Annotated in this window: 22 protein-coding genes; 8 read left to right on the top strand and 14 right to left on the bottom strand. The window is 65.6% G+C overall.

Going from position 1 to position 21,342, the window contains the following annotated elements; translation table 11 throughout:
• Positions 1 to 23 precede the first annotated feature (23 nt).
• The 3 genes from P3W85_RS23990 to P3W85_RS23980 are packed head-to-tail and all read right to left on the bottom strand — an operon-like array spanning position 24 to position 1,223.
• A complete protein-coding gene (locus tag P3W85_RS23990; RefSeq protein WP_276266608.1) occupies positions 24 to 455 on the bottom strand; it encodes a YeeE/YedE family protein in 432 nt (143 codons plus the stop codon).
• Position 456: 1 nt separating this feature from the next.
• Complete coding sequence (locus P3W85_RS23985; RefSeq protein WP_276266607.1) at positions 457 to 891, bottom strand: YeeE/YedE family protein; 435 nt, start codon at positions 889 to 891, stop codon at positions 457 to 459.
• Positions 885 to 1,223, bottom strand: a complete 339-nt coding sequence (locus P3W85_RS23980; protein WP_035807508.1) for a metalloregulator ArsR/SmtB family transcription factor — start codon at positions 1,221 to 1,223, stop codon at positions 885 to 887. The genes P3W85_RS23985 and P3W85_RS23980 overlap by 7 nt, the downstream gene beginning before the upstream one ends.
• Positions 1,224 to 1,377: 154 nt before the next feature.
• Here P3W85_RS23980 and P3W85_RS23975 point away from each other — a divergent pair, with 154 nt between their 5' ends.
• On the top strand, positions 1,378 to 2,211 hold the full coding sequence (locus P3W85_RS23975) for a TatD family hydrolase (protein WP_276266606.1): 834 nt from the start codon (positions 1,378 to 1,380) through the stop codon (positions 2,209 to 2,211).
• 10 nt (positions 2,212 to 2,221) lie between these two features.
• Here P3W85_RS23975 and P3W85_RS23970 read toward each other — a convergent pair whose 3' ends face one another.
• The 3 genes from P3W85_RS23970 to P3W85_RS23960 all read right to left on the bottom strand — a co-directional run bounded on the left by P3W85_RS23970 (position 2,222) and on the right by P3W85_RS23960 (position 4,602).
• Positions 2,222 to 2,620, bottom strand: coding sequence for an OsmC family protein (locus P3W85_RS23970; RefSeq protein WP_276266605.1), 399 nt, complete (start codon positions 2,618 to 2,620; stop codon positions 2,222 to 2,224).
• Positions 2,621 to 2,672: 52 nt separating this feature from the next.
• Positions 2,673 to 4,337 carry an NRAMP family divalent metal transporter gene (locus tag P3W85_RS23965; protein WP_276266604.1) on the bottom strand — a complete coding sequence of 555 codons (1,665 nt, stop codon included), beginning with the start codon at positions 4,335 to 4,337 and terminating at the stop codon, positions 2,673 to 2,675.
• Positions 4,338 to 4,398: 61 nt separating this feature from the next.
• Positions 4,399 to 4,602 (bottom strand): hypothetical protein, encoded by a 204-nt coding sequence (locus tag P3W85_RS23960; protein ID WP_017225067.1) that lies wholly within the window; start codon positions 4,600 to 4,602, stop codon positions 4,399 to 4,401.
• 452 nt (positions 4,603 to 5,054) lie between these two features.
• Here P3W85_RS23960 and P3W85_RS23955 point away from each other — a divergent pair, with 452 nt between their 5' ends.
• Positions 5,055 to 5,372, top strand: a complete 318-nt coding sequence (locus P3W85_RS23955; protein WP_430869603.1) for an H-NS family nucleoid-associated regulatory protein — start codon at positions 5,055 to 5,057, stop codon at positions 5,370 to 5,372.
• A gap of 234 nt (positions 5,373 to 5,606) precedes the next feature.
• On the opposite strand, the gene P3W85_RS23950 is transcribed toward P3W85_RS23955, so the two are convergent.
• The 3 genes from P3W85_RS23950 to hppD form a co-directional block, all read right to left on the bottom strand.
• Positions 5,607 to 6,812, bottom strand: a complete 1,206-nt coding sequence (locus tag P3W85_RS23950) for an amino acid aminotransferase (RefSeq protein ID WP_276266603.1) — start codon at positions 6,810 to 6,812, stop codon at positions 5,607 to 5,609.
• Positions 6,813 to 6,869: 57 nt separating this feature from the next.
• Positions 6,870 to 8,252, bottom strand: a complete 1,383-nt coding sequence (locus P3W85_RS23945) for an amino acid permease (RefSeq protein ID WP_035805840.1) — start codon at positions 8,250 to 8,252, stop codon at positions 6,870 to 6,872.
• A 136-nt stretch (positions 8,253 to 8,388) separates the two neighbouring features.
• Entirely contained in the window at positions 8,389 to 9,462 is a 1,074-nt protein-coding gene (gene hppD, locus P3W85_RS23940; protein WP_017224334.1) for a 4-hydroxyphenylpyruvate dioxygenase, read from the bottom strand.
• A gap of 236 nt (positions 9,463 to 9,698) precedes the next feature.
• On the opposite strand from hppD, the gene P3W85_RS23935 reads away from it, so the two are divergent.
• Positions 9,699 to 10,172 (top strand): Lrp/AsnC family transcriptional regulator, encoded by a 474-nt coding sequence (locus tag P3W85_RS23935; protein ID WP_017224335.1) that lies wholly within the window; start codon positions 9,699 to 9,701, stop codon positions 10,170 to 10,172.
• 32 nt (positions 10,173 to 10,204) lie between these two features.
• Here the strand turns inward: P3W85_RS23935 and P3W85_RS23930 are convergent, their stop codons facing one another.
• Complete coding sequence (locus P3W85_RS23930; RefSeq protein WP_276266602.1) at positions 10,205 to 11,734, bottom strand: MFS transporter; 1,530 nt, start codon at positions 11,732 to 11,734, stop codon at positions 10,205 to 10,207.
• A 160-nt stretch (positions 11,735 to 11,894) separates the two neighbouring features.
• Here P3W85_RS23930 and P3W85_RS23925 point away from each other — a divergent pair, with 160 nt between their 5' ends.
• Positions 11,895 to 12,803: a LysR family transcriptional regulator gene (locus P3W85_RS23925; RefSeq protein ID WP_276266601.1), complete on the top strand. Its 909-nt coding sequence runs from the start codon at positions 11,895 to 11,897 to the stop codon at positions 12,801 to 12,803.
• A 180-nt stretch (positions 12,804 to 12,983) separates the two neighbouring features.
• On the opposite strand, the gene rpoD is transcribed toward P3W85_RS23925, so the two are convergent.
• Positions 12,984 to 14,942 (bottom strand): RNA polymerase sigma factor RpoD, encoded by a 1,959-nt coding sequence (rpoD, locus tag P3W85_RS23920; protein WP_035811814.1) that lies wholly within the window; start codon positions 14,940 to 14,942, stop codon positions 12,984 to 12,986.
• A 446-nt stretch (positions 14,943 to 15,388) separates the two neighbouring features.
• Between rpoD and P3W85_RS23915 the strand changes: the two genes are divergently transcribed.
• Positions 15,389 to 16,474 (top strand): polysaccharide pyruvyl transferase family protein, encoded by a 1,086-nt coding sequence (locus tag P3W85_RS23915; RefSeq protein WP_276266600.1) that lies wholly within the window; start codon positions 15,389 to 15,391, stop codon positions 16,472 to 16,474.
• Between the two features lie 54 nt (positions 16,475 to 16,528).
• Here the strand turns inward: P3W85_RS23915 and P3W85_RS23910 are convergent, their stop codons facing one another.
• Complete coding sequence (locus P3W85_RS23910; protein ID WP_017224770.1) at positions 16,529 to 17,095, bottom strand: DJ-1/PfpI family protein; 567 nt, start codon at positions 17,093 to 17,095, stop codon at positions 16,529 to 16,531.
• Between the two features lie 101 nt (positions 17,096 to 17,196).
• On the opposite strand from P3W85_RS23910, the gene P3W85_RS23905 reads away from it, so the two are divergent.
• Entirely contained in the window at positions 17,197 to 18,660 is a 1,464-nt protein-coding gene (locus P3W85_RS23905) for a PLP-dependent aminotransferase family protein (protein WP_276266599.1), read from the top strand.
• A 213-nt stretch (positions 18,661 to 18,873) separates the two neighbouring features.
• Here the strand turns inward: P3W85_RS23905 and P3W85_RS23900 are convergent, their stop codons facing one another.
• Positions 18,874 to 19,482 (bottom strand): LemA family protein, encoded by a 609-nt coding sequence (locus P3W85_RS23900; RefSeq protein ID WP_276266598.1) that lies wholly within the window; start codon positions 19,480 to 19,482, stop codon positions 18,874 to 18,876.
• A gap of 273 nt (positions 19,483 to 19,755) precedes the next feature.
• Here P3W85_RS23900 and P3W85_RS23895 point away from each other — a divergent pair, with 273 nt between their 5' ends.
• Together P3W85_RS23895 and P3W85_RS23890 are read left to right on the top strand one after the other, a co-directional pair.
• On the top strand, positions 19,756 to 20,709 hold the full coding sequence (locus P3W85_RS23895; RefSeq protein ID WP_017230281.1) for a DnaJ C-terminal domain-containing protein: 954 nt from the start codon (positions 19,756 to 19,758) through the stop codon (positions 20,707 to 20,709).
• A gap of 4 nt (positions 20,710 to 20,713) precedes the next feature.
• A complete protein-coding gene (locus P3W85_RS23890; RefSeq protein ID WP_063637462.1) occupies positions 20,714 to 21,031 on the top strand; it encodes a chaperone modulator CbpM in 318 nt (105 codons plus the stop codon).
• A 52-nt stretch (positions 21,032 to 21,083) separates the two neighbouring features.
• On the opposite strand, the gene P3W85_RS23885 is transcribed toward P3W85_RS23890, so the two are convergent.
• A partial coding sequence (locus P3W85_RS23885) for a c-type cytochrome (protein ID WP_276266597.1) occupies positions 21,084 to 21,342 on the bottom strand: 259 nt, incomplete at its 5' end.

The raw sequence follows: 21,342 nt of genomic DNA, 5'->3' as shown, positions 1-21,342 counted from the left end.
GGATTGGCGATTCAGGACACCGTCTAGGCTTGCTGCCGGCCGGGTTTCATCCGATCGGCCAGTTCAAAGACCGCCATCCCGGCCAGCATGGCCGCAACGAAGCCCCACGCTTTCGGGTAGCCGGCGCCCAGCGCCACCAGCGCCGGTCCCGGGCAAAATCCGGCAATGCCCCAGCCGATGCCGAACGCCGCGCTGCCCAGCACGAGCCTCGGTGTCACGGCGGTGCTTGCCGGAAGCTGCAAGGGCAACCCCAGGAGCGTGCGCGTGCGGCGCCTGGCAACCAGGAAGGCGAGCGAGCCGACCGCGATCGCGCCGACCATCACAAACGCCAGCGACGGATCCCAGCTTCCCGCCAGATCGAGGAAGCCCAGCACCTTGGCCGGGTTGGCCATGCCGGAAAGCATCAGGCCGATGCCAAACAGCAGGCCTGCCACCAATGCAATGAATGCCATCATTTCAGCCTCCGCTCAGATGCCGTTGCACGAAAACGGTCACGAAGCCCGCCGCCATGAACGTCGCCGTGGCGACGAGCGAGCGGATCGAGCCGCGCGAGATACCGCAGACGCCATGCCCACTGGTGCAGCCGCTGGCATAGCGCGTGCCCATGCCGACCAGGAAGCCCGCTGCCAGGATCTGGCCCCAGCCCGCGTCGATATCGGCAATGGCGGGATGGCCCAGCAGGCTCGCCAGCATGGGAGCCCCGACCAGCCCGGCCAAGAAGGCCACGCGCCAGGCCATGTCGCGGCGCGGCAGGCTTAGCAAGCCGCCCAGGATGCCGCTGATGCCGGCGATACGGCCGTTGAACAGGACAAGCACGGCGGCGGCGCCGCCGATCACGAGTCCGCCGGCCAGGGACAAGCCGGGCGTAAAGCTGGCCAGGTCGATCAACATGTGGGTTCCTCCCCTGGTGTGGCGCAAAACTGCGCATACAGCACGGTCATCACGGCAATCGCTTCCGTGCTGACAATCGAATAAAAGATGCTCTTGCCATCGCGGCGTGTAGCTACCAGGCCGTTTTCACGCAGCACGCCCAGTTGCTGGGAAAGCGTCGGCTGGCGGATGCCGAGCCGCGCCTCCAGTTCGCCGACGGATAGCTCGCCTTGCGACAACTGGCACATCAGCAGCAGGCGATCGGGATTCGCCAGCACCTTGAGCAGCGCGCAGGCGCTGGCCGCGGCGGCCTGCATGGTACCCAGGTCAATAGCGGCGTGATCCGTGTTCATGAGGCGCACCAACAGTTTACTGATTGATATTATATAAAATAATATACTATTTGTGAACAGAATGTGTGTGACGCCCCTGGAAGGCCAGGACGCAAACGGCCATCCAAAGGCGCCACCCCGGCCGCCGGTGGGCACACGCCTGGCGTTAGACTGCATGCCTGCCAACCACCGGCAGCTCCTGCCTCCCCTTGTAGACATGCACCTGAAACTGATCGATATCGGCGTCAACTTTCATTCCTCCCAACTGGTCCCGCACACCGACGCGATTCTCGAGCGCGCAACGGCGGCCGGCGTCGTGGCCATGCTGGCAACCGGCACCTCGCTGGAATCAAGCCGCAATGCACGCGACCTGGCCAGCCGGCACCCCCGCCTTCTCTACGCCACCGCTGGCATCCACCCGCATACCGCAAAAAACTGGTCGCCGGAGGTTTTGCGAGCCCTGCAGGCCCTCTGGGAAAGCCCCGACGTGGTTGCGGTGGGGGAATGCGGGCTGGACTACAACCGGAATTTCTCGACACCCGCCGATCAGCGCCGTGCCTTCGAAGCGCAGCTCGAGGCGGCGGTGCAATGGAAAAAGCCGCTGTTCCTCCATTGCCGGGACGCGTTCGACGATTTCCACGCGATGGTGGCAGGCGCGGTCCGCGCGGGCGCGCATGGCGTGGTGCACTGCTTCACCGGCGCGGCCGATGAGGCGGCCGCCTTCGTGGAACTGGGACTGGAGATCGGGATTACGGGCTGGGTAACCGATCTCAACCGCGGCCAGGCCCTGCGGGAGGCGGTGCAAGCCATCCCGCTCGAACGCCTGCACCTGGAGACGGACGCGCCCTACCTCGGCCCGAAAAATCACAAGAACCGGCGGCCCTACAACGAGCCCGCCAACCTGCCGTGGATCGCGGAGGCGGTCGCCGGGCTGAAAGGCATGGCGGTAGACGACGTAGCCAGCCAGTGCACCAGCAACAGCCGCCGCCTGTTCGGCCTGCCGGGCTAGCGCCTTCCCGCTACCGGAATATCGTTTCGATGCTGGTGGTGCCCTTCAGGAACAATGTCACCGGCGTGCGCTCGCACAGCTCTGCCAGCTGGGCCCGTTCGGCTTCGGCGAGTTCGCGCCCCACTGCGACCTCCCTGAGGATGAAGCGTACGTGGCCGAGTTTTTCAAACGTGGCGAAGACACGGATCTGCCCGAGATCCCACCCTTTGCGCCCAGCGTACATTCTCAGCGTGGCCGCGGTGCAGGAAGCGAGCCCGCAGAGCACAAATGCAAACGGCTCGGGGCCACGGTCTGCGCCCCCGAGGCTGGCCGGTTCGTCGCCGGTGAGAACATGCGCGTCGACCTGCAGATTCACCTGGTAGTTGGGGGCGCTGGCTTCGATGGTGGCGATTGCTTGCGCACTATGCATGACTTGTCTCCAGGAATCCTCGCCGCACGATGCACCTGCGCGGCCGGTGACGCTACCCTGTCACCAGATTGACGATGCGGACCAGCACGAGCCCGGCCGCCACCAGCAGGTAGCCTCTCAAGACGGCCATCCATACCTTGTTCAGCAGCGTGAGCCGGGGCGCGGGCAACTCCGCCAGCGGGGGCATGGTCCAGCCCGCCCGGTCGGCCACGGCGGGTAACGGCGACGGCGAGAGGGCATCCCCGCGCAGACGGTATTTATCAACCCGTTTCACCGACACCGACACCACCAGCGCCAGCAGGGTCCCCCCCGACAGGATGCCCAGAATCTGCCGCTCGCCGATCTGCGGGAAGAGCACCGATGCCGTCAGGATGATGGATAGCATGACCAGGCCCGCCACCACCGTGCCCGTGAACAGGTTCGTCCAGCGCCCGTTTACCCAAGGCCCAAGCACGGCTTTGTCATTGCAAAGCAAGAGCAGGAACACCGTGGCGCTCGGCAGCAGGATGCCGGCCAGGGACTGAACCGCGCTGGTCAGCAGCCCCAGCGGCATGCCGGGCGTCAATACCAGCCCGGCTGCCAGCATGATCAATCCGAAGTAGACCGCGTAGAAGCCCTTGGCTTCCGTTGGCTTGCGGTGCAGGGAATGGCGCGCGGCGAAGACATCGCCCAGCGCGTATGCCGTCGACAGGGAGACGGCGCAGGCGCCGATGATGCTGGCATCCAGCAGCGCGATCGCGAACAGCACGCCGGTCAGCCGCCCCGAATACTTCTCGAGGCCGATGGCGGTACCGAGCGCATCGGTGTAGTTTCCGAATCCCGCCGTACCGCGAAACGCTTCGGCGCTGAAGGCGATCATGGCCACGGCGCCGGCGATGACGAGCGCGATGCCAAGCCAGAGATCGGCCTTCTCATAGCGGATGAAGCGTGTCGTAATCCGCTTGTCGATCACGTAGCTCTGCTGGAAGAAGAGTTGCCACGGCGCCACGGTGGTGCCGACGATGGCGATGATCAGCAGCATGACCTCGCTCAGCGGCGCATGCGCTGGCATGGCGGGCACGAAGAAATCCCGCGCGACCTGGCTCAGGGCGGGATGTACGAGCAGGAAGACGGGAATCAGTGTGAGGCTCCCGGCGACGAGCCCCATGGCGAACCGCTCAAAGCGCCGGAAGTCTCCGGTCGAAGCGGCCAGCATCACCAGCAACGCCGCCGCGCACACGCCCCAGTAGCGAGGGATGCCCAGGTACTCCAGCGCAAGGCTGATGCCAATGAACTCGGTCACCAGCGTCAGCGCGTTCACGAGAAACAGGTCGATGACGCTGAAGCCGCCCCATAGCTTGCCGAAGCGCTCGAAGATAAGCCGCGCGTGACCCACCCGCGCCACCGCGCCCAGCCGCACCACCATCTCCTGATTGACGTAGAGCACGGGGATCAGCAACAGGAGCGTCCACAGGAGTGTCGTGCCGTAGTTCTGCCCTGCCTGCGTGTAGGTGCCGAAGGCCCCGGCGTCATTGTCCCCCACCATGACAATGAGGCCCGGGCCAAGGATGGCGAGCAGGGTGCTGAGCCGTTGGCGCCATCCGCGGCGAGGGCCGGTGTCGTGCTGGGCAATCGTCCCCAGCGCGCCCCGGATATCGCCGGCATGCGCCTCGTCAAGCCCCCCTTGCTGCGGTGGGGCGATCATCTCGGTGGTGATCTCGGTAGTGAAGTCCGCCATGTTCGTTCTCCCGGAATTTGTCCTTGTACCCGCCGGTGACACTGGCGTGCGGGGCCTGGCTCTACCAGAGCGTCCGGGACACCCGGATGGCGGCATCGGCGAATTCCCGGTTGGTCAACGGCGCGTGCTCGTCCGGGTTCCATCCATCCGGATATCCGCCGGGCGCCGCGCCGGACGTACCCGGGCCGCCCCGGCGGAAGAGCGCGGATGCAAGCCGTGCGACGGGAGGGGCCACCCGGCCGGCCAGGTTGAGAATCTTGCGCATGCTCGGCTCCTCGCAGCCCTGCAGCGCAATTCGCAGGGCAGCACAGTGCCAGACGGCTCTGGCGGGATACGACAAAGGAGCGGGGTTGGCCGAATGGCCTGATGACACCGCTGCCTTACCTGCCAGGCAAGACAGCGGCCGGGGAATGGCTGTTGGCTTGCCTAGGAACGATACAAGGGTCGACTAGAACAACTGTCCACTTGGTTTCCTCTTTCGGGTAGCAAAGCCAGGCCCGGCCCGCTCAAAGCGGAGCGCGCCGGGACTGAAGGTTTGACGTCCATGAAGCCCTAAAATTCCCGCGAAAATACCCGCCGCGGGCAATGTGGCGCCAAAGGCGAGCGGCAGCGAACCAAGTAGCCGCGTCGCCCGTACCGCGACGCGCTGGCAGCCGCGGGCGCGGGCGCGATACGCCGAGCCCCCTCCGCCGGCCAGCGCAGGTATGATGTCCACCCATGACTATTCCAGCTTTTCCCCGCCAGGCTGGCGCCGCTGCGCAACCGATGGCCGAGCCCAGCCCGACCGCGGCGCTGCGCGCGCGCGCCGAGGCGGTCCTTTGGATCCGCACCCAGATGGCTCGCCATGGCCTGACGCATGCCGACCTGGTGGCCGCCGGTTGTTTTGAACAAGCGGCGCAAGCCGCGCCCCCATCCGCGATGCGCTACCGCAGCGCGGACGGGAAAAGCTGGGACGGGAAAGGGGAAATGCCGGATTGGCTACGGCGCGCGGCCAACGCGGGTCAAAGCGTGGAGCATTTTCTGATCGGCGGCTGAAGCCGGTCACGCGGTCACCGGGGCAAGCGTTTTGCCACAGGTTGATCTGGCGCGCAGCGGCACAGATTGAATTCCTCGCAGACCAGCGCGGCCCGGTCGTGGGATTTCGGGTACGGGCCGGCGGCCCGCCCGCCAGCGCCGGGCGGATAGGGAAGGGAATGGCGGCGGCTGGCCAGGCCTGCCCGAGCGGCAGCACGGGCGGGGCAATTGCCACCGCCAGTGCCGCCCGGCCGTTTACTCCCCGGCGGCTGCCAGCACGCTGGCGATGGCGTTCGCCACCTGGCTCACGTTGTGCCCGTTCAGGCCGGCCACGCACATCCGCCCCGAGCGCAGCAGGTACACACCGTACTCCGCGCGCAGCCGGTCGACCTGTTCCGCCGTCAGGCCGGTATAGGTGAACATCCCGCGCTGGGTGAGATAGCGCGACAGCGCCTCTCCGCTCACGTGGTCGCGCAGGCTGTCGTGGATCGCCGCGCGCATCTTTGCGATGCGTTCGCACATTGCCGCCAGTTCGCTTTCCCAGCGCGCGCGCAGGTCCGCCGAGGTCAGCACCCGGGCAACCACCTTGGCGCCGTGCGTCGGCGGGTTGCTGTAGTTGGCGCGCACCGCGCCCGTCAGCTGGCCGAGGATCCGCCCGGCTTCGTCCGCGCTCTCGGACACCACGCTCAGGCCGCCGCAACGCTCGCCGTACAGCGAGAAATTCTTCGAGAACGAATTAGCCACCAGGCATGGCACGCCCTGCACGACCAGTTCGCGCACCGCGAAGGCATCGTCCTCCAGCCCTGCGCCGAAACCCTGGTAGGCCATGTCGACGAAGGGCAGCAGCTCGTTCGCCTTCAGCAGCGCGATGAGCTGGCGCCACTGGTCGTGGTTCAGATCGACGCCGGTGGGGTTGTGGCAGCAGGCATGCAGCAACACGATGCTGCGCTTCGGGATGACCCGCAGCGCGTCCAGCATGGCGTCGAACTTCAGGCCGCCGGTGGCATCGTCGTAGTACGGATAGGTATTGACGGTAAAACCCGTGCGCTCAAAGATCACGCGATGGTTTTCCCAGCTCGGATCGCTGATCCACACCTGCGCCTGCGGGAAATAGCGCTTCAGGAAGTCGGCGCCAACCCTGAGCGCGCCCGAACCGCCCAGCGTCTGTACGGTCGAGATGCGGCCCTGCGCGCGCGCCTGGCACTGCTCGCCGAAGACCAGCGCCTGGACGGCGTCGCGGTAAGCCGCAAACCCGGCCATGGGCAGGTAGGGACGCGGGCCCAGGTCGGCCAGCAGCGCGGTTTCGGCTTCGGCCACGGCCTGCATCACCGGCAGCCTGCCTTCATCGTCGAAGTAGATCCCGATGCTCAGGTTGACCTTATCGGTCCTGGGATCTTGCTGGAAGCTCTCGTTGAGCGAAAGAATCGGGTCGCCCGGATAGGCATCGATGTGTTCGAACATTGGATACTCTGGCTGGAATGGGTGGGGGCCGGCGGCCGCGGGCCGCCAGGTTCGTCATTATGCCGAAACGCTCTGCCGCAGGGCCTCGGCGGCATTCTTCTGCCTGAGCCGGTAGCTTACGCCCAGTACGGCCAGCCATGCCGGAATCAGGTACACCGAAATGCGCAGCCCCGGGGTGAGGTACATCACGTACAGGATGCCCGCCAGGAACACCAGGCACAGGTAGTTGGTCAGCGGGTAGCCCAGGCTCTTGAAGCTGGTTTCCTGGCCGGCGCGGCGCTTGTCGTGACGGAACTTGAGGTGAATGATGCTGATCATCGCCCAGTTGATGATCAGCGCCGAGACCACCAGCCCCATCAGCAGTTCGAATGCTTCGCCGGGCATGAAGTAGTTGATCAGCACGCAGGCGGCGGTGGCCAGCGCGGAAACGCCGAGCGCGGCCAGCGGGATCCCGCGCTTGTTCACCTTCAGCAGCGCCTGCGGGGCGTTGCCCTGCTTGGCCAGGCCGTACAGCATGCGGCTGTTGCAATACACGCCGCTGTTATAGACCGACAGCGCAGCCGTCAGCACCACGGCGTTCAGCACGGTGGCCACGATATCGCTGTTCATCGCATGGAAGATCAGCACGAACGGGCTGCCGCCGGTCACGACCTTTTCCCACGGATAAAGCGAGAGCAGTACGCCCAGCGCGCCCACGTAGAAGATCAGGATGCGATAGATCACCTGGTTGGTCGCCTTGGGAATGGTCTTTTCCGGAGCATCCGCTTCCGCCGCGGTAATGCCCACCAGTTCCAGGCCACCGAACGAGAACATGATGACCGCCATGGCCATGACCAGGCCGCTGATGCCGTTCGGGAAGAAGCCGCCGTGCTGCCAGAGATTGGCAACGCTGGCTTGCGGGCCAGCCGTGCCGGAAGCCAGCAGGTAGCCGCCGAATACGATCATGCCGACGATGGCCAGCACCTTGACGATGGAGAACCAGAACTCCATCTCGCCGAACGACTTGACGCTCGACAGGTTGATGGCGTTGATCAGCAGGAAGAACGCCAGCGCGGAAGCCCAGGTGGGGATATGCGGCCACCAGTACTGGACGTAGATGCCCACCGCCGACAGCTCGGCCATGCTGACCAGGATATAGAGCACCCAGTAGTTCCAGCCGGAAACGAAGCCGGCGAAGTGGCCGCAATACTTGTTGGCGAAGTGGCTGAACGAGCCGGCGACCGGTTCGTCGACCACCATCTCGCCGAGCTGGCGCATGATGAAGAACGCAATCACCCCGGCTACCGCGTAGCCGAGCAGGACCGAAGGCCCCGCCATCTTGATGGTCTGGGCTATGCCAAGGAACAGGCCGGTGCCGATGGCACCGCCCAGCGCAATCAGCTGGATATGCCGGTTTTTCAAGCCACGCTTGAGTGTCTCTTCCGTGTTATTGGGAACCATCTTTGTTTGTCTACCCACTCTTTTGGAATGTGGGCCTGCGCCTCTTGCTTGCCGTGGACGCTTTGGCCGGGTACCGCCCGGCGCACAGTCATGCTGCCGTGCCGGGCGGTGGTTTGCGGTCAGTGCCTTGTGGGCCTCAGACCTTGAGCGTGCCGCGTTCGATCTGGTCGCGTTCCAGCGATTCGAAGAGCGCCTTGAAGTTGCCTTCGCCGAAGCCTTCGTCACCCTTGCGCTGGATGAATTCGAAGAACACCGGACCGAGCGCGGTCTTGGAGAAGATCTGCAGCAGCAGGCGCGGCTTGCCGCCTTCGGTGGTGCCGTCGAGCAGGATGCCGCGCGCCTTGAGCTGGTCCACCGGCTGGCCGTGGCCCGGCAGGCGCTTTTCCAGGCCTTCGTAGTAGTAGTCGTTGGGCGCGGTCATCAGCGGCACGCCGGCCATCTGCAGGTTGTCGATGACTTCGATCAGGTTGTCGGTCAGGAAGGCGATGTGCTGGATGCCCTCGCCGTTGAACGCCATCAGGAATTCCTCGATCTGGCCGCTACCCTTGGACGATTCCTCGTTCAGCGGAATGCGGATCTTGCCGTCCGGCGCCGTCATGGCCTTCGAGGTCAGGCCGGTGTATTCACCCTGGATGTCGAAATAGCGGATTTCGCGGAAGTTAAACAGCTTTTCGTAGAAGTTGGCCCAGTAAGCCATGCGGCCACGGTAGACATTGTGCGTCAGGTGGTCGATCAGGCGCAGGCCGTGGCCCACCGGGTGGCGATCCACGCCTTCGATGAATTCGAAGTCGATGTCATAGATGGATTTGCCTTCCTCGAAGCGGTCGATCAGGTACAGCGGCGCACCGCCGATGCCCTTGATCGCCGGCAGGCGCAGCTCCATCGGGCCGGTGGCGATTTCCATCGGCTGGGCACCCAGTTCCAGCGCACGGGCGTAGGCCTTGTGCGAGTCCTTCACGCGGAAAGCCATGCCGCAGGCGCTCGGGCCGTGCTCGGCCGCAAAATAGGCCGCGGGGCTGTGCGGCTCGCGGTTGACGATGAAGTTGACCTCGCCCTGGCGATACAGCACCACATCCTTGGAGCGGTGGCGTGCCACCAGGCTGAAGCCCATCTGCTCGAACAGCGGCTCCAGGAGATTGGGAGTGGGCGAGGCGAATTCCACGAATTCGAAGCCCATCAACTGCATCGGATTTTCAAACAGATCGGCCATGGTGTGCTCAACAGGAAGTTGGGGGGACGAGAGAAATAATATTGCGGCAACTGGCCGTCAACGCGTCGGTGCGCAGTGCCGGACACATACGGCACGGGCTCTCTGCTCCCCGTCCGTACCGTCAATCTGGCACTGAGTGTATATTCCGGGCCGGTAAATAGGATTTCGTTATCCACGCAGGCAAACCCTAGATCATGAGATAAAATTTCTCATTACATGGATAGTAGGAAACGAAAATGCACAATCCGGAGCTTGACCGCACAGACCGCCGCTTGCTGGGGGCACTGCAGGAAAACGGACGCGCGTCCAACCTGGAACTGGCCGAGGCCATCCGCCTGTCGCCGGCACAGACCCTGCGCCGGCATCGCCGGCTGGAGGAGGCGGGCATCATCAAGCGCTATGAAGCCCGGCTGGACTCCGCCAGCCTGGGGTTCGGCGTGGTGGCCTTCATCCACGTCACGATGGAGCGGGGCCATATCCGGGACCTGTCGAAGTTCAAGGGGCTGGTCGCCGAACTGGCGCAGATCCAGGAGTGCTTCTCCGTCACCGGAGATATCGACTACGTGCTGAAGGTGGTGGCGCGCGACCTGAAATCGCTGTCGGATTTCCTGCTGGATACCCTGATGCGCATCCCCGGCGTGAGCGGGGTAAAGTCCAGCGTCTGCCTGGACGAGATCAAGTGCACCAGCGCAATGCCGCTGGAGCCTTGATGGCCGTGGAGCATCTCGGGACGTAGCGCCTCCTATTTTCCCTGCGCCGGAGCGCCCCGGAAAATCAGGAAACTCATCGCGGCCAGCATCCACACCCCGATACCGCCGTACAGCAGCACCCAGCCAAAGCCATGCAGCAGTGCCGCGTGAACGGCGGATCCGGACGGGTCCAGCCGGGATAGCTCGGGAAATCCCTGCTCAAGGGCCGCCACGTTTCCGGCGGCGACTCTTTCCCCCAGGTGGCGCAGCGCCTGGGGATCGAAAGACAGCGGAAGGCGCGTCTTCAGATGGGACAGGATGCCGGCCACCAGGATGAGTCCCATCAGCGCGATGTTGATCGCCAGCGTAATCATCCTGGCGCTCATGTCGATACCCGAAGCCATGCCCGCGCGGTTGCCCGGCACCGAAGCGGTGGCCGTATTGGTCACCGGCGTGTTGGTCAGGCCCAGCCCGATGCCGGCCAGCAGGCAGCCCGGGAGCATCGTCAGCCAGCTGGCGCCAGCCGCCCCGCTGCCCACCTTCATCAGGATAAAGCCCAGGCCGATCGTGAACAGCCCGAAGGGGATCGCAATGCCGGGCTGATACCGCACGGCGAGACGTTCCCCCAGCGGCGGCAACACCAGCGTGGGCAACGTATAGGCCAGCAGGGCCAGTCCGGCGGTCACGCTGTCGTAGCCCAGGCCGGCCTGGAAATAGATCGGCAGGTAGATCATGAACGGCCAGAAGCTGAAATTCATGCCTACGGAGCCGAGCAGCGCACCCGAGAACCTGCGGCTCCTGAACACGGAAAAGTCGAACATCGGCCGCGGGCTGATCTTTTCCGCCACGATAAAGGCGAGAAAGCTCAGCGCCGCCGCGGCAACGATGCCGATGCCGCCGGCACTGTCGATGCCGAGCTCCGGTCCCTGCGTAATGAAGTACGTCAGGCCGAAGACCGACAGGGACAGCGTGACGATGCCCGCTATGTCCAGCTTGCCCGCCTGCGGATCGCGGGACTCCTGCACGCCGCAGAACACAAGCGCCAGGGTAAGGACGGCGAGCACGGCGTGAACCAGGAACACCCATTGCCAGCTCGACAGGGCGACGATCATGCCGCCGACGACGGGCCCGAAACCAAGGCCGATGCCGAAGACGATCCCCCACACGCCGAAGGCCCTGCTGCGCTCCTTCCCTTCCTGGAACTGCTGCGACAGCACGGCCACCTGGCAGATCAGCATCACGCCGCCGCTGGCGCCCTGCAGAAACCGGCTTGCGATCAGTACGCCCATGCCCGGCGCCAGCCCGCACATCAGGGAGGTGATGCCGAACAGTGCAATACCGATGACCAGGATGCGCTTGCGGCCGAACCGGTCCGCCAGCGTCCCGGTCGCCATCAGGACCGTGGTGCAGGCAATGGTGTAGGCGTTCATGATCCATTGCATGTCCTTGAAACTGCCATGCAGCACATCTTCGAGCGTGGGCAGTATCACCGGCACGCTGGAGATTTCAAGACCGAACATGAGCGAGCCCAGGCAGACAGCGGCCAGAGCGAGGGCGTTCTTGCGGGTGTGGGAGAGTGTCATGGATATCGGGAGTCGCCTGGCCTCTTCAGGCCGGGACGTTGGACGAGGACGCTTGCGTTGGCGAGGAATGGGTAATATATAGGGAAAAAATTCCCTATTGATGCATTAAATTCCCATCAATGCATCCAATACAGAACCAATCCGATAAGGCGCAACACACATGACCGACAAGCTCCACGGCGTGACGACCTTCGTCCATGTCGTCGAATCCGGCAGTTTTGCCGCAGCGGCCGAACGCCTGGACATGACGCGCTCGGCCGTCGGCAAGGTGGTTACGCGGCTCGAACAGCGCCTGGGCGTCCGCCTGATCCACCGCACCACGCGCAGCCAGAGCCTGACCGAGGACGGCCAGGCCTATTACGACCGCTGCGTGCGCGCGCTGGCCGAACTGGAAGCCGCCGAAGCTGACCTGGAAAGCGGCCGGCACGAGCCGCGCGGGCGCCTGCGCGTCAGCGTGCCCATCGCCTTCGGCCATCTGTGCGCGGCGCCGGTGCTGCTCGGCCTGGCGCGCAGGCATGCGCAACTGCGGATCGATATCTCGTTCACCGATCGCGCGGTGGACCTGGTGGAAGAGGGTATCGACCTCGCCGTGCGCATCGGCAAGCTGCCCGATAGCGCCAGCCTGGCCGCGCGCCGCCTGGGGGTGCAGCACGCCGGCATCGGTGCTGCGCCGTCGTATCTGGCGCAGCACGGCATGCCGGCAAGCGTCGATCAGCTGGACAGGCATGCGTGCATCGCCTACTCGCACGCCGGCGTGGTGTCGCCATGGGAATGGCGCGATGCCGAGGGCCAGGTGCGGCGGCCGTCCATCCAGCCGCAGCTGAGCCTGGACGACGTGCAGGCCATCGCCGGCGCCGCGGTGGCCGGCTTCGGGCTGGCGTGGCTGCCCAGTTGGCTGCTGGCACGCTATGTCAGGCGAGGGGAACTGGCCGTGGTCATGGACCACTGCAGCCTGCCGCCAATGGATATCCATGCCATCTGGCCGCAAACGCGCTACCTGCCGCTAAAGACCCGTACCGCCATCGATACGCTGGTGGCGGAGATCCCCCCCATGCTCGCCGGCGTATAAGCAGGGGGGCCTGGCCTGAGTGGCGGGCCAGGGATTGCGGGTCGCTCCCGGCCCTTGCCCGTGCCGCCACAAATGAAAACGCCCGCCAGCATGGTCTGCTGGCGGGCGTTTTGCCTGCGCTTCACTTCACGTCACCTGGCGCTTCCCGTTACGTCGGCGCCATTGCGTATCCCGGGGCGATCAACCCTCGCTCAGGAACGCCTTCAGGTGGTCCGCACGGCTGGGGTGCCGCATCTTCTTCATCGCCTTGCTTTCGATCTGGCGAATCCGCTCACGCGTCACATCGAACTGCTTGCCCACTTCCTCCAGCGTGTAGTCGGTCGCCATGTCGATGCCGAAACGCATCCGCAGCACCTTGGCCTCGCGCGGGGTCAGGTCGTCGAGCATGTCGCGCAGCGTCGCGCGCAGGCTCGCGTGCAGGGCCGCCTCGGCGGGCGACGCGGTCTCGCCGTCCGCGATCATGTCGCCCAGGCTGGTGTCGCCATCCTCGCCGACCGGCGTTTCCATCGAGACCGGCTCCTTGGCGATCTTCATGATCGACCGGACCTTCTCCTCGGGCATTTCCATGCGCTCGGCCAGGGCCGCCGGATCGGCCGCCTTGCCGGTGCGCTGCATGATCTCGCGCGAGATGCGGTTGAGCTTGTTGATCGTTTCGATCATGTGCACCGGCACGCGGATGGTCCGGGCCTGGTCGGCGATCGCACGGGTCACGGCCTGGCGAACCCACCAGGTCGCGTAGGTGGAAAACTTCCAGCCGCGGCGGTATTCGAACTTGTCCACCGCCTTCATCAGGCCGATATTGCCTTCCTGGATCAGGTCCAGGAACTGCATGCCGCGATTCACGTACTTCTTGGCGATCGAGATCACCAGGCGCAGGTTGGCCTGGGTCATCTCGTGCTTGGCCTGGCGCATCTGGCGTTCGGCGGCCAGCATCTGGCGGTTCACCAGCTTCAGCTCCGACAGCGGCAGCACCACCCGGCCATGGATGTCGATCAGCTTTTGCTGGTACGACTCCAGGTCCGGCAGGCTGCGCGCGATCACGTCGCTGTACGGACGCGACTCGGCGGCGAGCCCCGCACCCCAGCCAAGGTTGGTCTCATTGCCCGGGAACGTGGCGATGAACTCGTCGCGCGGCATGCCGCAACGCTCGACCATCAGCTGCAGGATCTGACGCTCGATGGCGCGCACTTCGTCCACCACGGACTGCACATCGGCGCACAGGCGCTCGATGATCTTGGCGGTGAAGCGGATCGTGCGCAGTTCCTCGCGCACCGCGAGCTGGGCCATCAGGAAACCTTCGGACTCCGATCCGTGCGCCGTATAAGCCTCACGCATCAGGTCGAACTGCTGGGCGACGCGCGCGAAGCGCGTCATGCAATCGTCCTTCAGCTGCGTCAGGCCGGCGGATTCGTTGGCCGGCGCGGCCGCGCTGTCATCGGTCGAGGCGTCGTCGGTGTCTTCTTCCTCGGCCACCGGTTCGTCGCGGTCGATCGAGTCGTCGGCCTCGGCGGCGGCAAGACCGTCCTCGATCACACCGTCGACCAGCTCGTCGATACGCATTTCGTCGCGCTCGACCCGGCCCGAGAGTTCCAGGATCGTGGCAATGGTGGACGGACAGGCGGCGATGGCGTGGACCATGCGGTTCAGGCCGTCTTCGATACGCTTGGCGATCTCCACTTCCTGCTTGCGGGTCAGCAGGGTTGCCGAGCTCATTTCCCGCATGTACATCCGCACCGGATCGGTGGTCCGGCCGAATTCGGAGTCGACCGTCGAAAGCGCGACTTCAGCTTCTTCGTCGGCCTGGTCGTCCGTGGCCGCGACGGCACCGTCGCGCAAAAGCAACGCATCGGCGTCCGGCGTCTGCTCGTAGATCGTCACGCCCATTTCGGCGAACGTGCTGACGATGCTCTCCATCGCCGCCGTGTCCGTGAAATTCCCCTGCAAATGGTCGCTGATGTCCGCGTGCGTCAGGTATCCGCGTTCCCTGCCCAGCTGGATCAGTGCGCGCAGCTGCTGGCTGCGCTCGCTCGCCTCGGACGCGGATTCACCCTGAGCCGCCGACGCCGCTCCCCTGCCCGCAGTTTTCTTGCCGGCCGTTGCTCCTGTATCTGCCACCGTTCGTTGTGCCCCACTCGCCATTAACTGCTGCTCCATTACTGTATTACAACTTAGACTATTGCCTTATGAGTGCGCGTTATGCCACATCCGGCGGTAAAAAGTGCCGCTGCGTAGGTATCAGTGTGGCGAAATCAATGAAATTGGCCGCGGCACCCGCCGATCAGGCCTGTCAGATGCGTGAACTTGGCGCACTCGTTTGGGCCAAGGGACGATATTCTACTTTGTTTGCTGCGTCGCAGCACATGTATACCAATAGTAAAGGCTGTCGCCAGCAGCCTTGATTTCGTCCGGGACGCAAAAAACGCCATCCCGAGAGTATGCTCCGATAAGCCGTTCGGCACACTCCTCCCGTGACTTTCACCCCAAAATCAGCCTCCGCGGACATTCTGTTCGGGGCCTTCGACCGCCATAATTTCGGCGACCTGCTGTTGCCCCATGTACACACATGCCTGATGCGAGGCAGGCCAATGCGCTATGCCGGCCTCGCGCGGCGCGACCTGCGGCGCTACGGCGGCCATCGGGTCGACGCCGTGGCGGAGCTGGCCACGCGCCCAGGCCTGTGCCCCGCAAGCCTCATCCACGCGGGTGGCGAAATACTCTGCTGCGAAGCCTGGGAAGCCGCGGTCATGCTGCTGCCACCCGGGCAGGCCGGGCCGCTCGGCGCGCATTTCGAGCACCGGCCACGGGAGCGGCTGGCCTGGGCGCGCAGCATGCTTGGCGTGGACGCGCTGGCGCCCTACACGCTTGAGCCGGCGCTGTTCCCCCGGGCAGGGCGCGTGATCTACAACGCCGTTGGCGGCGTGGACCTGGACCGGCGCGACCCGCTCATGCGCGCCGAGGTGTTCGGCAAGCTCAGGGCCGCGGCCCATGTGAGCGCGAGGGATGCCGAGACCTTGCGGATCCTGCGGGCCAACGGCATTCCCGCCAGCCTGCTGCCCGACCCCGCCGTGATGGCGGCCGCGCTGTTCGGCCCGCAGATCCGGCAGCGGGCCCGCCACGGCGAAGTGGCGCAAACAATGGGCGCATTCCCACGCGGCTACCTTGCCATCCAGTTCAGCGAGGACTTCGGCGACGATGCCACCCTCGACCAGATCGCCGCCCAGCTGCACCGTGCCGCGCAGGCAACCGGCTGCGGCGTGGTGCTGTTCCGCGCCGGCGCAGCCCCCTGGCACGACGGCCTGTCCTGCTACGCGCGCCTGGCGCAACGCCTGCGCACGCCAGCGCTGCGCATCTTCCGCTCGCTCGATATTTGGGACATCTGCGCCGTGATCGCGCATAGCCGCGGCTTTGCCGGCAGCAGCCTGCACGGCCGCATCGTCGCCATGGCATTCGCCCTGCCGCGCCTGAACTTCACCCGCCCCGGACAAGCGCCGGAGACCGGCAAGCAGGCCGCCTTCGCCGCCACCTGGGAGGCGCCCGGCACGCTGGGCGCCGTGGCGCTGCCGGAGCTTGCCGATGGCATTGGCTGCGCGCTGGCGATGGCGCGCGAACAGATGGCACGGACGGCGCGCGAGCTGGTCGCGGCGTACCGGGACGGCTTCGTAGCCGGCTGAAAAGCCTCTCCCCCCGCACCGTTGCAAGACGCACGCTGGCCGGCATCATGCAAATCACTCCACCTTGGCAATCATATCCAGCATACGGCTCGCGATGTCCTCGCCCAGCAGGTGCGTCACCATCCAGCCAGCCAGGTCCTGCGTCGCCAGGCATCCGCCCGCCGTGGCAATCCTGCCGTGCGCAATGAGCGGCCGGTGCTCGGTCCTGACGCCCATGGCCTCGAGTTCCGCGAAGACACCCGGATAGGTCGTGGCGGTCAGGCCATCGAGCAAGCCAAGCCGTGCCAGAAACAGCACGCCTGAGTCGATGGCGCCAATCACCTGGCGCGCCGGATCCAGCTTCAGCCGGTCCATGAAACGGGGGTCCTGCAACTTGGCGCGCGAGCCCGGGCCGCTGACGACGAACACCGCGTCCGCCTCGCCAAGCTCGTCCAGCCCGCCATGGGGCGTGATGGCGATGCCGGTATTGGAGGTCACCCGTGGCGTATCCGCGCAGATCCTCACCGACCACGGTCCGGTGTAGCCGACATAGGTCGGATCCTGGACGCGGTTGAACAGGTCCCAGGGCAGGAACAAATCCACATCGGTGAAGCCATCGTAGGCCAGCATGGCAAGTTTCATCAGTACTCTCCTCTTTCCTATGGTGTGAACTGGAAGCCCGATTCTGGCTGAGATGCCGGCTTATCTGTATAGTCAGAAAATCGAATTCATTACCTGTACAGATGCAGAACGAAGCGGAACCGCCCTCCTACCAGCAGATCGCCAGCCGGCTGCGCACCGCCATCCAGCGCGGCGACCTGGCGCCAGGCGCAAAACTGCCGTCGGTACGCCATCTCGCTCAAATCGAGCAAGTCAGCGCGCCGACGGCCGAGCACGCGCTTCGCTTGCTGGAAGCCGCAGGCCTGGTGGTGGCCAGGCCGAGGTCGGGCTTTTACGTTGCGGCCGGCAAGCTGGCGGAGCCGCAGCCCGCGCTGCCGCGCGCCATGGCCCGGCCGGTCACGCTGACCGCCAGCGTGCATCAGCTGTTTGCCCGGGTGCGCTCCCCCGACCTGGTGGCGCTCGGGGCCGCGTCGCCCTGCGCCGAATGGCTGCCGGAGAAAGCGCTGGCGCGCAGCCTGCTGAGCGCCAGCCGCAGGCTCGGGCCATCCGCGCTGGCTTACAGCGTGCCCCCGGGACGCCTAGACCTGCGCAGCCAGATCGCCCGGCGCGCGGCCCGCTGGGGCCTGCACCTCTCCCCGGACCAGCTGATCGTGACGCATGGCCAGAGCCAGGCCATGCGCCTGGCCTTGCAGGTGACGTGCCAGCGCGGCGACGTGGTGGCCATCGAGTCGCCCTGCTACTTCGGCACGCTGATGCTGATGCGCAGCCTTGGCCTGCGCGCCATCGCGGTGCCGACCCATCCGCGCAGCGGCATGGACCTGGCGGCGCTGGAGCGGATCCTGCGCACGCACCCGGTCAGCGCCGTGGTGGCGGTGCCCACGGCAAACAACCCCCTGGGATTCACCATGCCGGTGGCCGGCAAACGGCGGCTGGTGGAGCTTCTCGATGATGCCGGCGTGCCGCTGATCGAAGATGACGTGTACGGCGATCTCTCCGCCGGCAAGCCGCGCGCGCCCGCCTGCAAGGCCTTCGACGAATCGGGCAATGTCCTGTATTGCACATCCGTGTCGAAGACCATGGCGCCAGGGTGGCGCATAGGCTGGATCGCGCCCGGCCACCGTTTCGATGCGGTACTGGAGGCGCGCGTCGAAGCGAGCCTGGCCGGAACGCCGCTGCTGGAGGCGGCGTTGGCGGAGATGTTCGCAAGCGGCGACTACGACCGCCATCTGCGGCGCTATGGCCAGCGCATCAAGGACTCCGTGCGCACCATTTCAGCGCGGATCGCGGCCACCTGGCCAGAGGGCACCCGGCTGCGCTGCCCCGACGATGGCTTCCTGCTTTGGGTGGAGCTTCCCGCCTGCGTCGATGCGCTTTCACTCTATGAAGCCGCGGGCAGCGAGGGCATCAGCATCAGCCCGGGCGTCATGTTCTGTCCGGAAGGCCACAGCTACGGCCACCACGTCAGGATCAACTGCGCCCAGCCAACGACGCCGAAGCTTCTTGCAGCGCTAGACCGCATCGGCACGCTGGCGGCGGCGCAGGCAGGGAGCCGGGCCTTGCCCGCGGTCGCCGCGCAAGCGCAATAGGAATAGGTACGGTACGCGCCAGCCTTCGGCACGTTCCGGCCTCAGAGAATCGACGGCTTGTCGGGGCTGGCTCATCAGCCGATGGCGCACGAACCGGCCGACGCCCTGCATCACCATTTCCCTGAAGCGCCGCCACCGCCGGTCACGACCGCGCCCGCAAGCCGGCCCAGGACGGCGCGCAGCACACCGCCCTGCACCAGGGGCAGCATCGTCTCAATAGGCACTCCCGGGTGTTTTCAGAGAAGGCGCGCCTGACTCCGCCGGCGGCGGCTTGGTGGTTTCGCCCTGGTTGGCGACGGTGAAATCAGGCTTGGGCTTGTATCCCAGCGCCAGGGCCGTGAGATTCGACGGGAAGGAACGCACGGTCGCGTTGTAAGCCTGCACCGCCTGGATGTACCGGTTCCGCGCTGCGGTGATATGGTTCTCGGCCCCTTCGAGCTGCGCCTGCAAGTCGCGGAACCCGGTATCTGCCCTCAACTGCGGATAGTTTTCCGAAATAGCCAGCAGCCTGGACAGCGAGCCCGACAGGTGCCCTTGCGCCTCCTGGAAACGGGCAAATGCCTGGGGGTCCTTGAGCAGTTCCGGCGAAGCCCCGATCGTACCCACGCGTGCGCGCGCCTCCGTCACCTGCGTGAAGACTTCCTGCTCATGGCTTGCGTAGCCCCTGACCGTGTCGACAAGGTTGGGCACCAGGTCCGAGCGGCGCTGGTACTGGTTCACCACTTCGGACCATGCCGCTTTCACTTGTGAGTCCCGGGACTGGATCGTGTTGTAGCCGCAGCCGGAGAGGATCAATACCAGGAAGGCCGTCAGCCCTGGCATTAGCCGTAGCCATCGCTTGTGCACGACACACCTCCAGTCTTCCGCGGCATTGCCGGTGGGCGGCGTGGCCCATGGATTCATGGTAGGGCACATGTCGACAAGACGCTTGATCTGTCTCAAGTGCCACGTGCACCATGGTCCGGCCATGCGCCCCCGGCGCCGCACGGCCTCGCCTTTGCCTCCTATACTCGGATAGCAGCATTCAGCAGCATTCGCAGGCCACGTCCGTTGATCGCCTGCCGCACCGCACGCAGCCAATTGCCTGGAGCATTCATGGAGTACAAAGACTACTACGCGATGCTGGGACTGGAATCCACCGCCACGCCGGATGAAATCAAGCGCGCTTACCGCAAGCTGGCGCGCAAGTACCACCCCGACGTCAGCAAGGATCCCGATGGGGAGGCCCGCTTCAAGGAAATCGCGGAGGCCTATGCGGTATTGAAGGACGAAGAGAAGAAGGCGGCCTATGACGATATCGGGACGCGCTACCGGCAAGGGAAGGACCGCGAGTTCACGCCGCCGCCGGGCTGGGACAGCGGCTTCGAGTTCAGCGGCGCCGACAGTGCGGACGACTACGGCGCGGAACATAGCGACTTCTTCGAAGCGATCTTCGGGGCACGGCCACGCGCAAGCCGCGCCACGCACGGCAGCACCCACGTGATTGGCGGCGACCATCACGCCAAGGTACAGATCGACCTGCGCGACGCCTATCGCGGCGGCCTGCGCACCATCTCGCTGCGGGCGCCGCAGATGGACGCCAGCGGGCACGTGCGGATGCAGGAGCGCCAGCTGGAAGTGAATATCCCCAAGGGCATCCGTGCCGGCCAGCATCTCAGGCTCGCCGGCCAGGGCGGCCCCGGGCTGGGCGGCGCGCCGGCGGGTGACTTGTACCTGGAGATCGAGTTCGCGCCCCACCCGCTGTTCCGCGTCGACGGCCGCGACGTGTACGCCGATCTCCCGGTCGCGCCATGGGAAGCCGCACTGGGCGCGAACGTCCAGATCCCCACGCCGGACGGAAGCGTCCAGCTGAGCGTGCCGCCCGGCTCGTCGTCGGGCCGCAAGCTCAGGCTCAAGGGCAAGGGCATTCCCGGCAATCCGCCCGGCGACCTGTACGCGGTACTCTTCATTGCCCTGCCCCCGGCGGACACGGACCAGGCCAAGGCGGCCTACCGGGATATGGCAAAGACCTTTGGCGGCTTTGCCCCACGCAAATCACTGGAGGCTTGATGCAATGACCGACAGGAAAATGACCGTATTGCACAGCGTCCTGGTCGAGGAGGAGGTCCAGTTCACGCTCGTCGAATTGACCCAGGCCTGCCAGGCCGACATCGACGAGGTGGTTGCGCTGGTCGAGGAAGGCGTGCTGACACCCAGCGGCGGAGAAGCGCGGGACTGGCGTTTTGCCGGCGGCACGCTGACGCGCGCCCGCGCCGCACTGCGCTTGACGCGCGACCTGGAAATGAACACGGCCGGCACGGCCATGGTGCTGGACCTGCTGGATCAGATCGAAGCGCTCAGGGCAAAGCTGCGGCGCCTGGGCGCGCTGTGAGCCCGCAGGGCGTGCCTGCGCGTTGCGCGCGTCTCCCCGGCGTTTCCCCGGCTCACCTGGACTGCAGGTAGGCAGCCACGGCCCTGGCGTCGTCGTAGTTCAGATCGTGCGCCACGGCGCTCATCACGGGCGAGTTCCCGCGCGAGCGGTTCTTGAACACTTCGATCTGGCGCAGCAGATAAGCCTGGTGCTGCCCCGCCAGCCGCGGGAACGCACCTGCGCCCTGGGCCTGGGCGCCATGGCATGAGGCGCAGGCGGGTACCCCGCTGTCGGGGACGCCTTTCTCGAAGATGGCTTGCCCCTTGCCCATC

Origin of the sequence: Cupriavidus basilensis (assembly GCF_029335485.1) — a bacterium.
Lineage (GTDB): Bacteria > Pseudomonadota > Gammaproteobacteria > Burkholderiales > Burkholderiaceae > Cupriavidus > Cupriavidus basilensis_E.
Note: the sequence above shows the minus strand (reverse complement) of the source record. Positions and strands in the feature narration are given on the sequence as shown.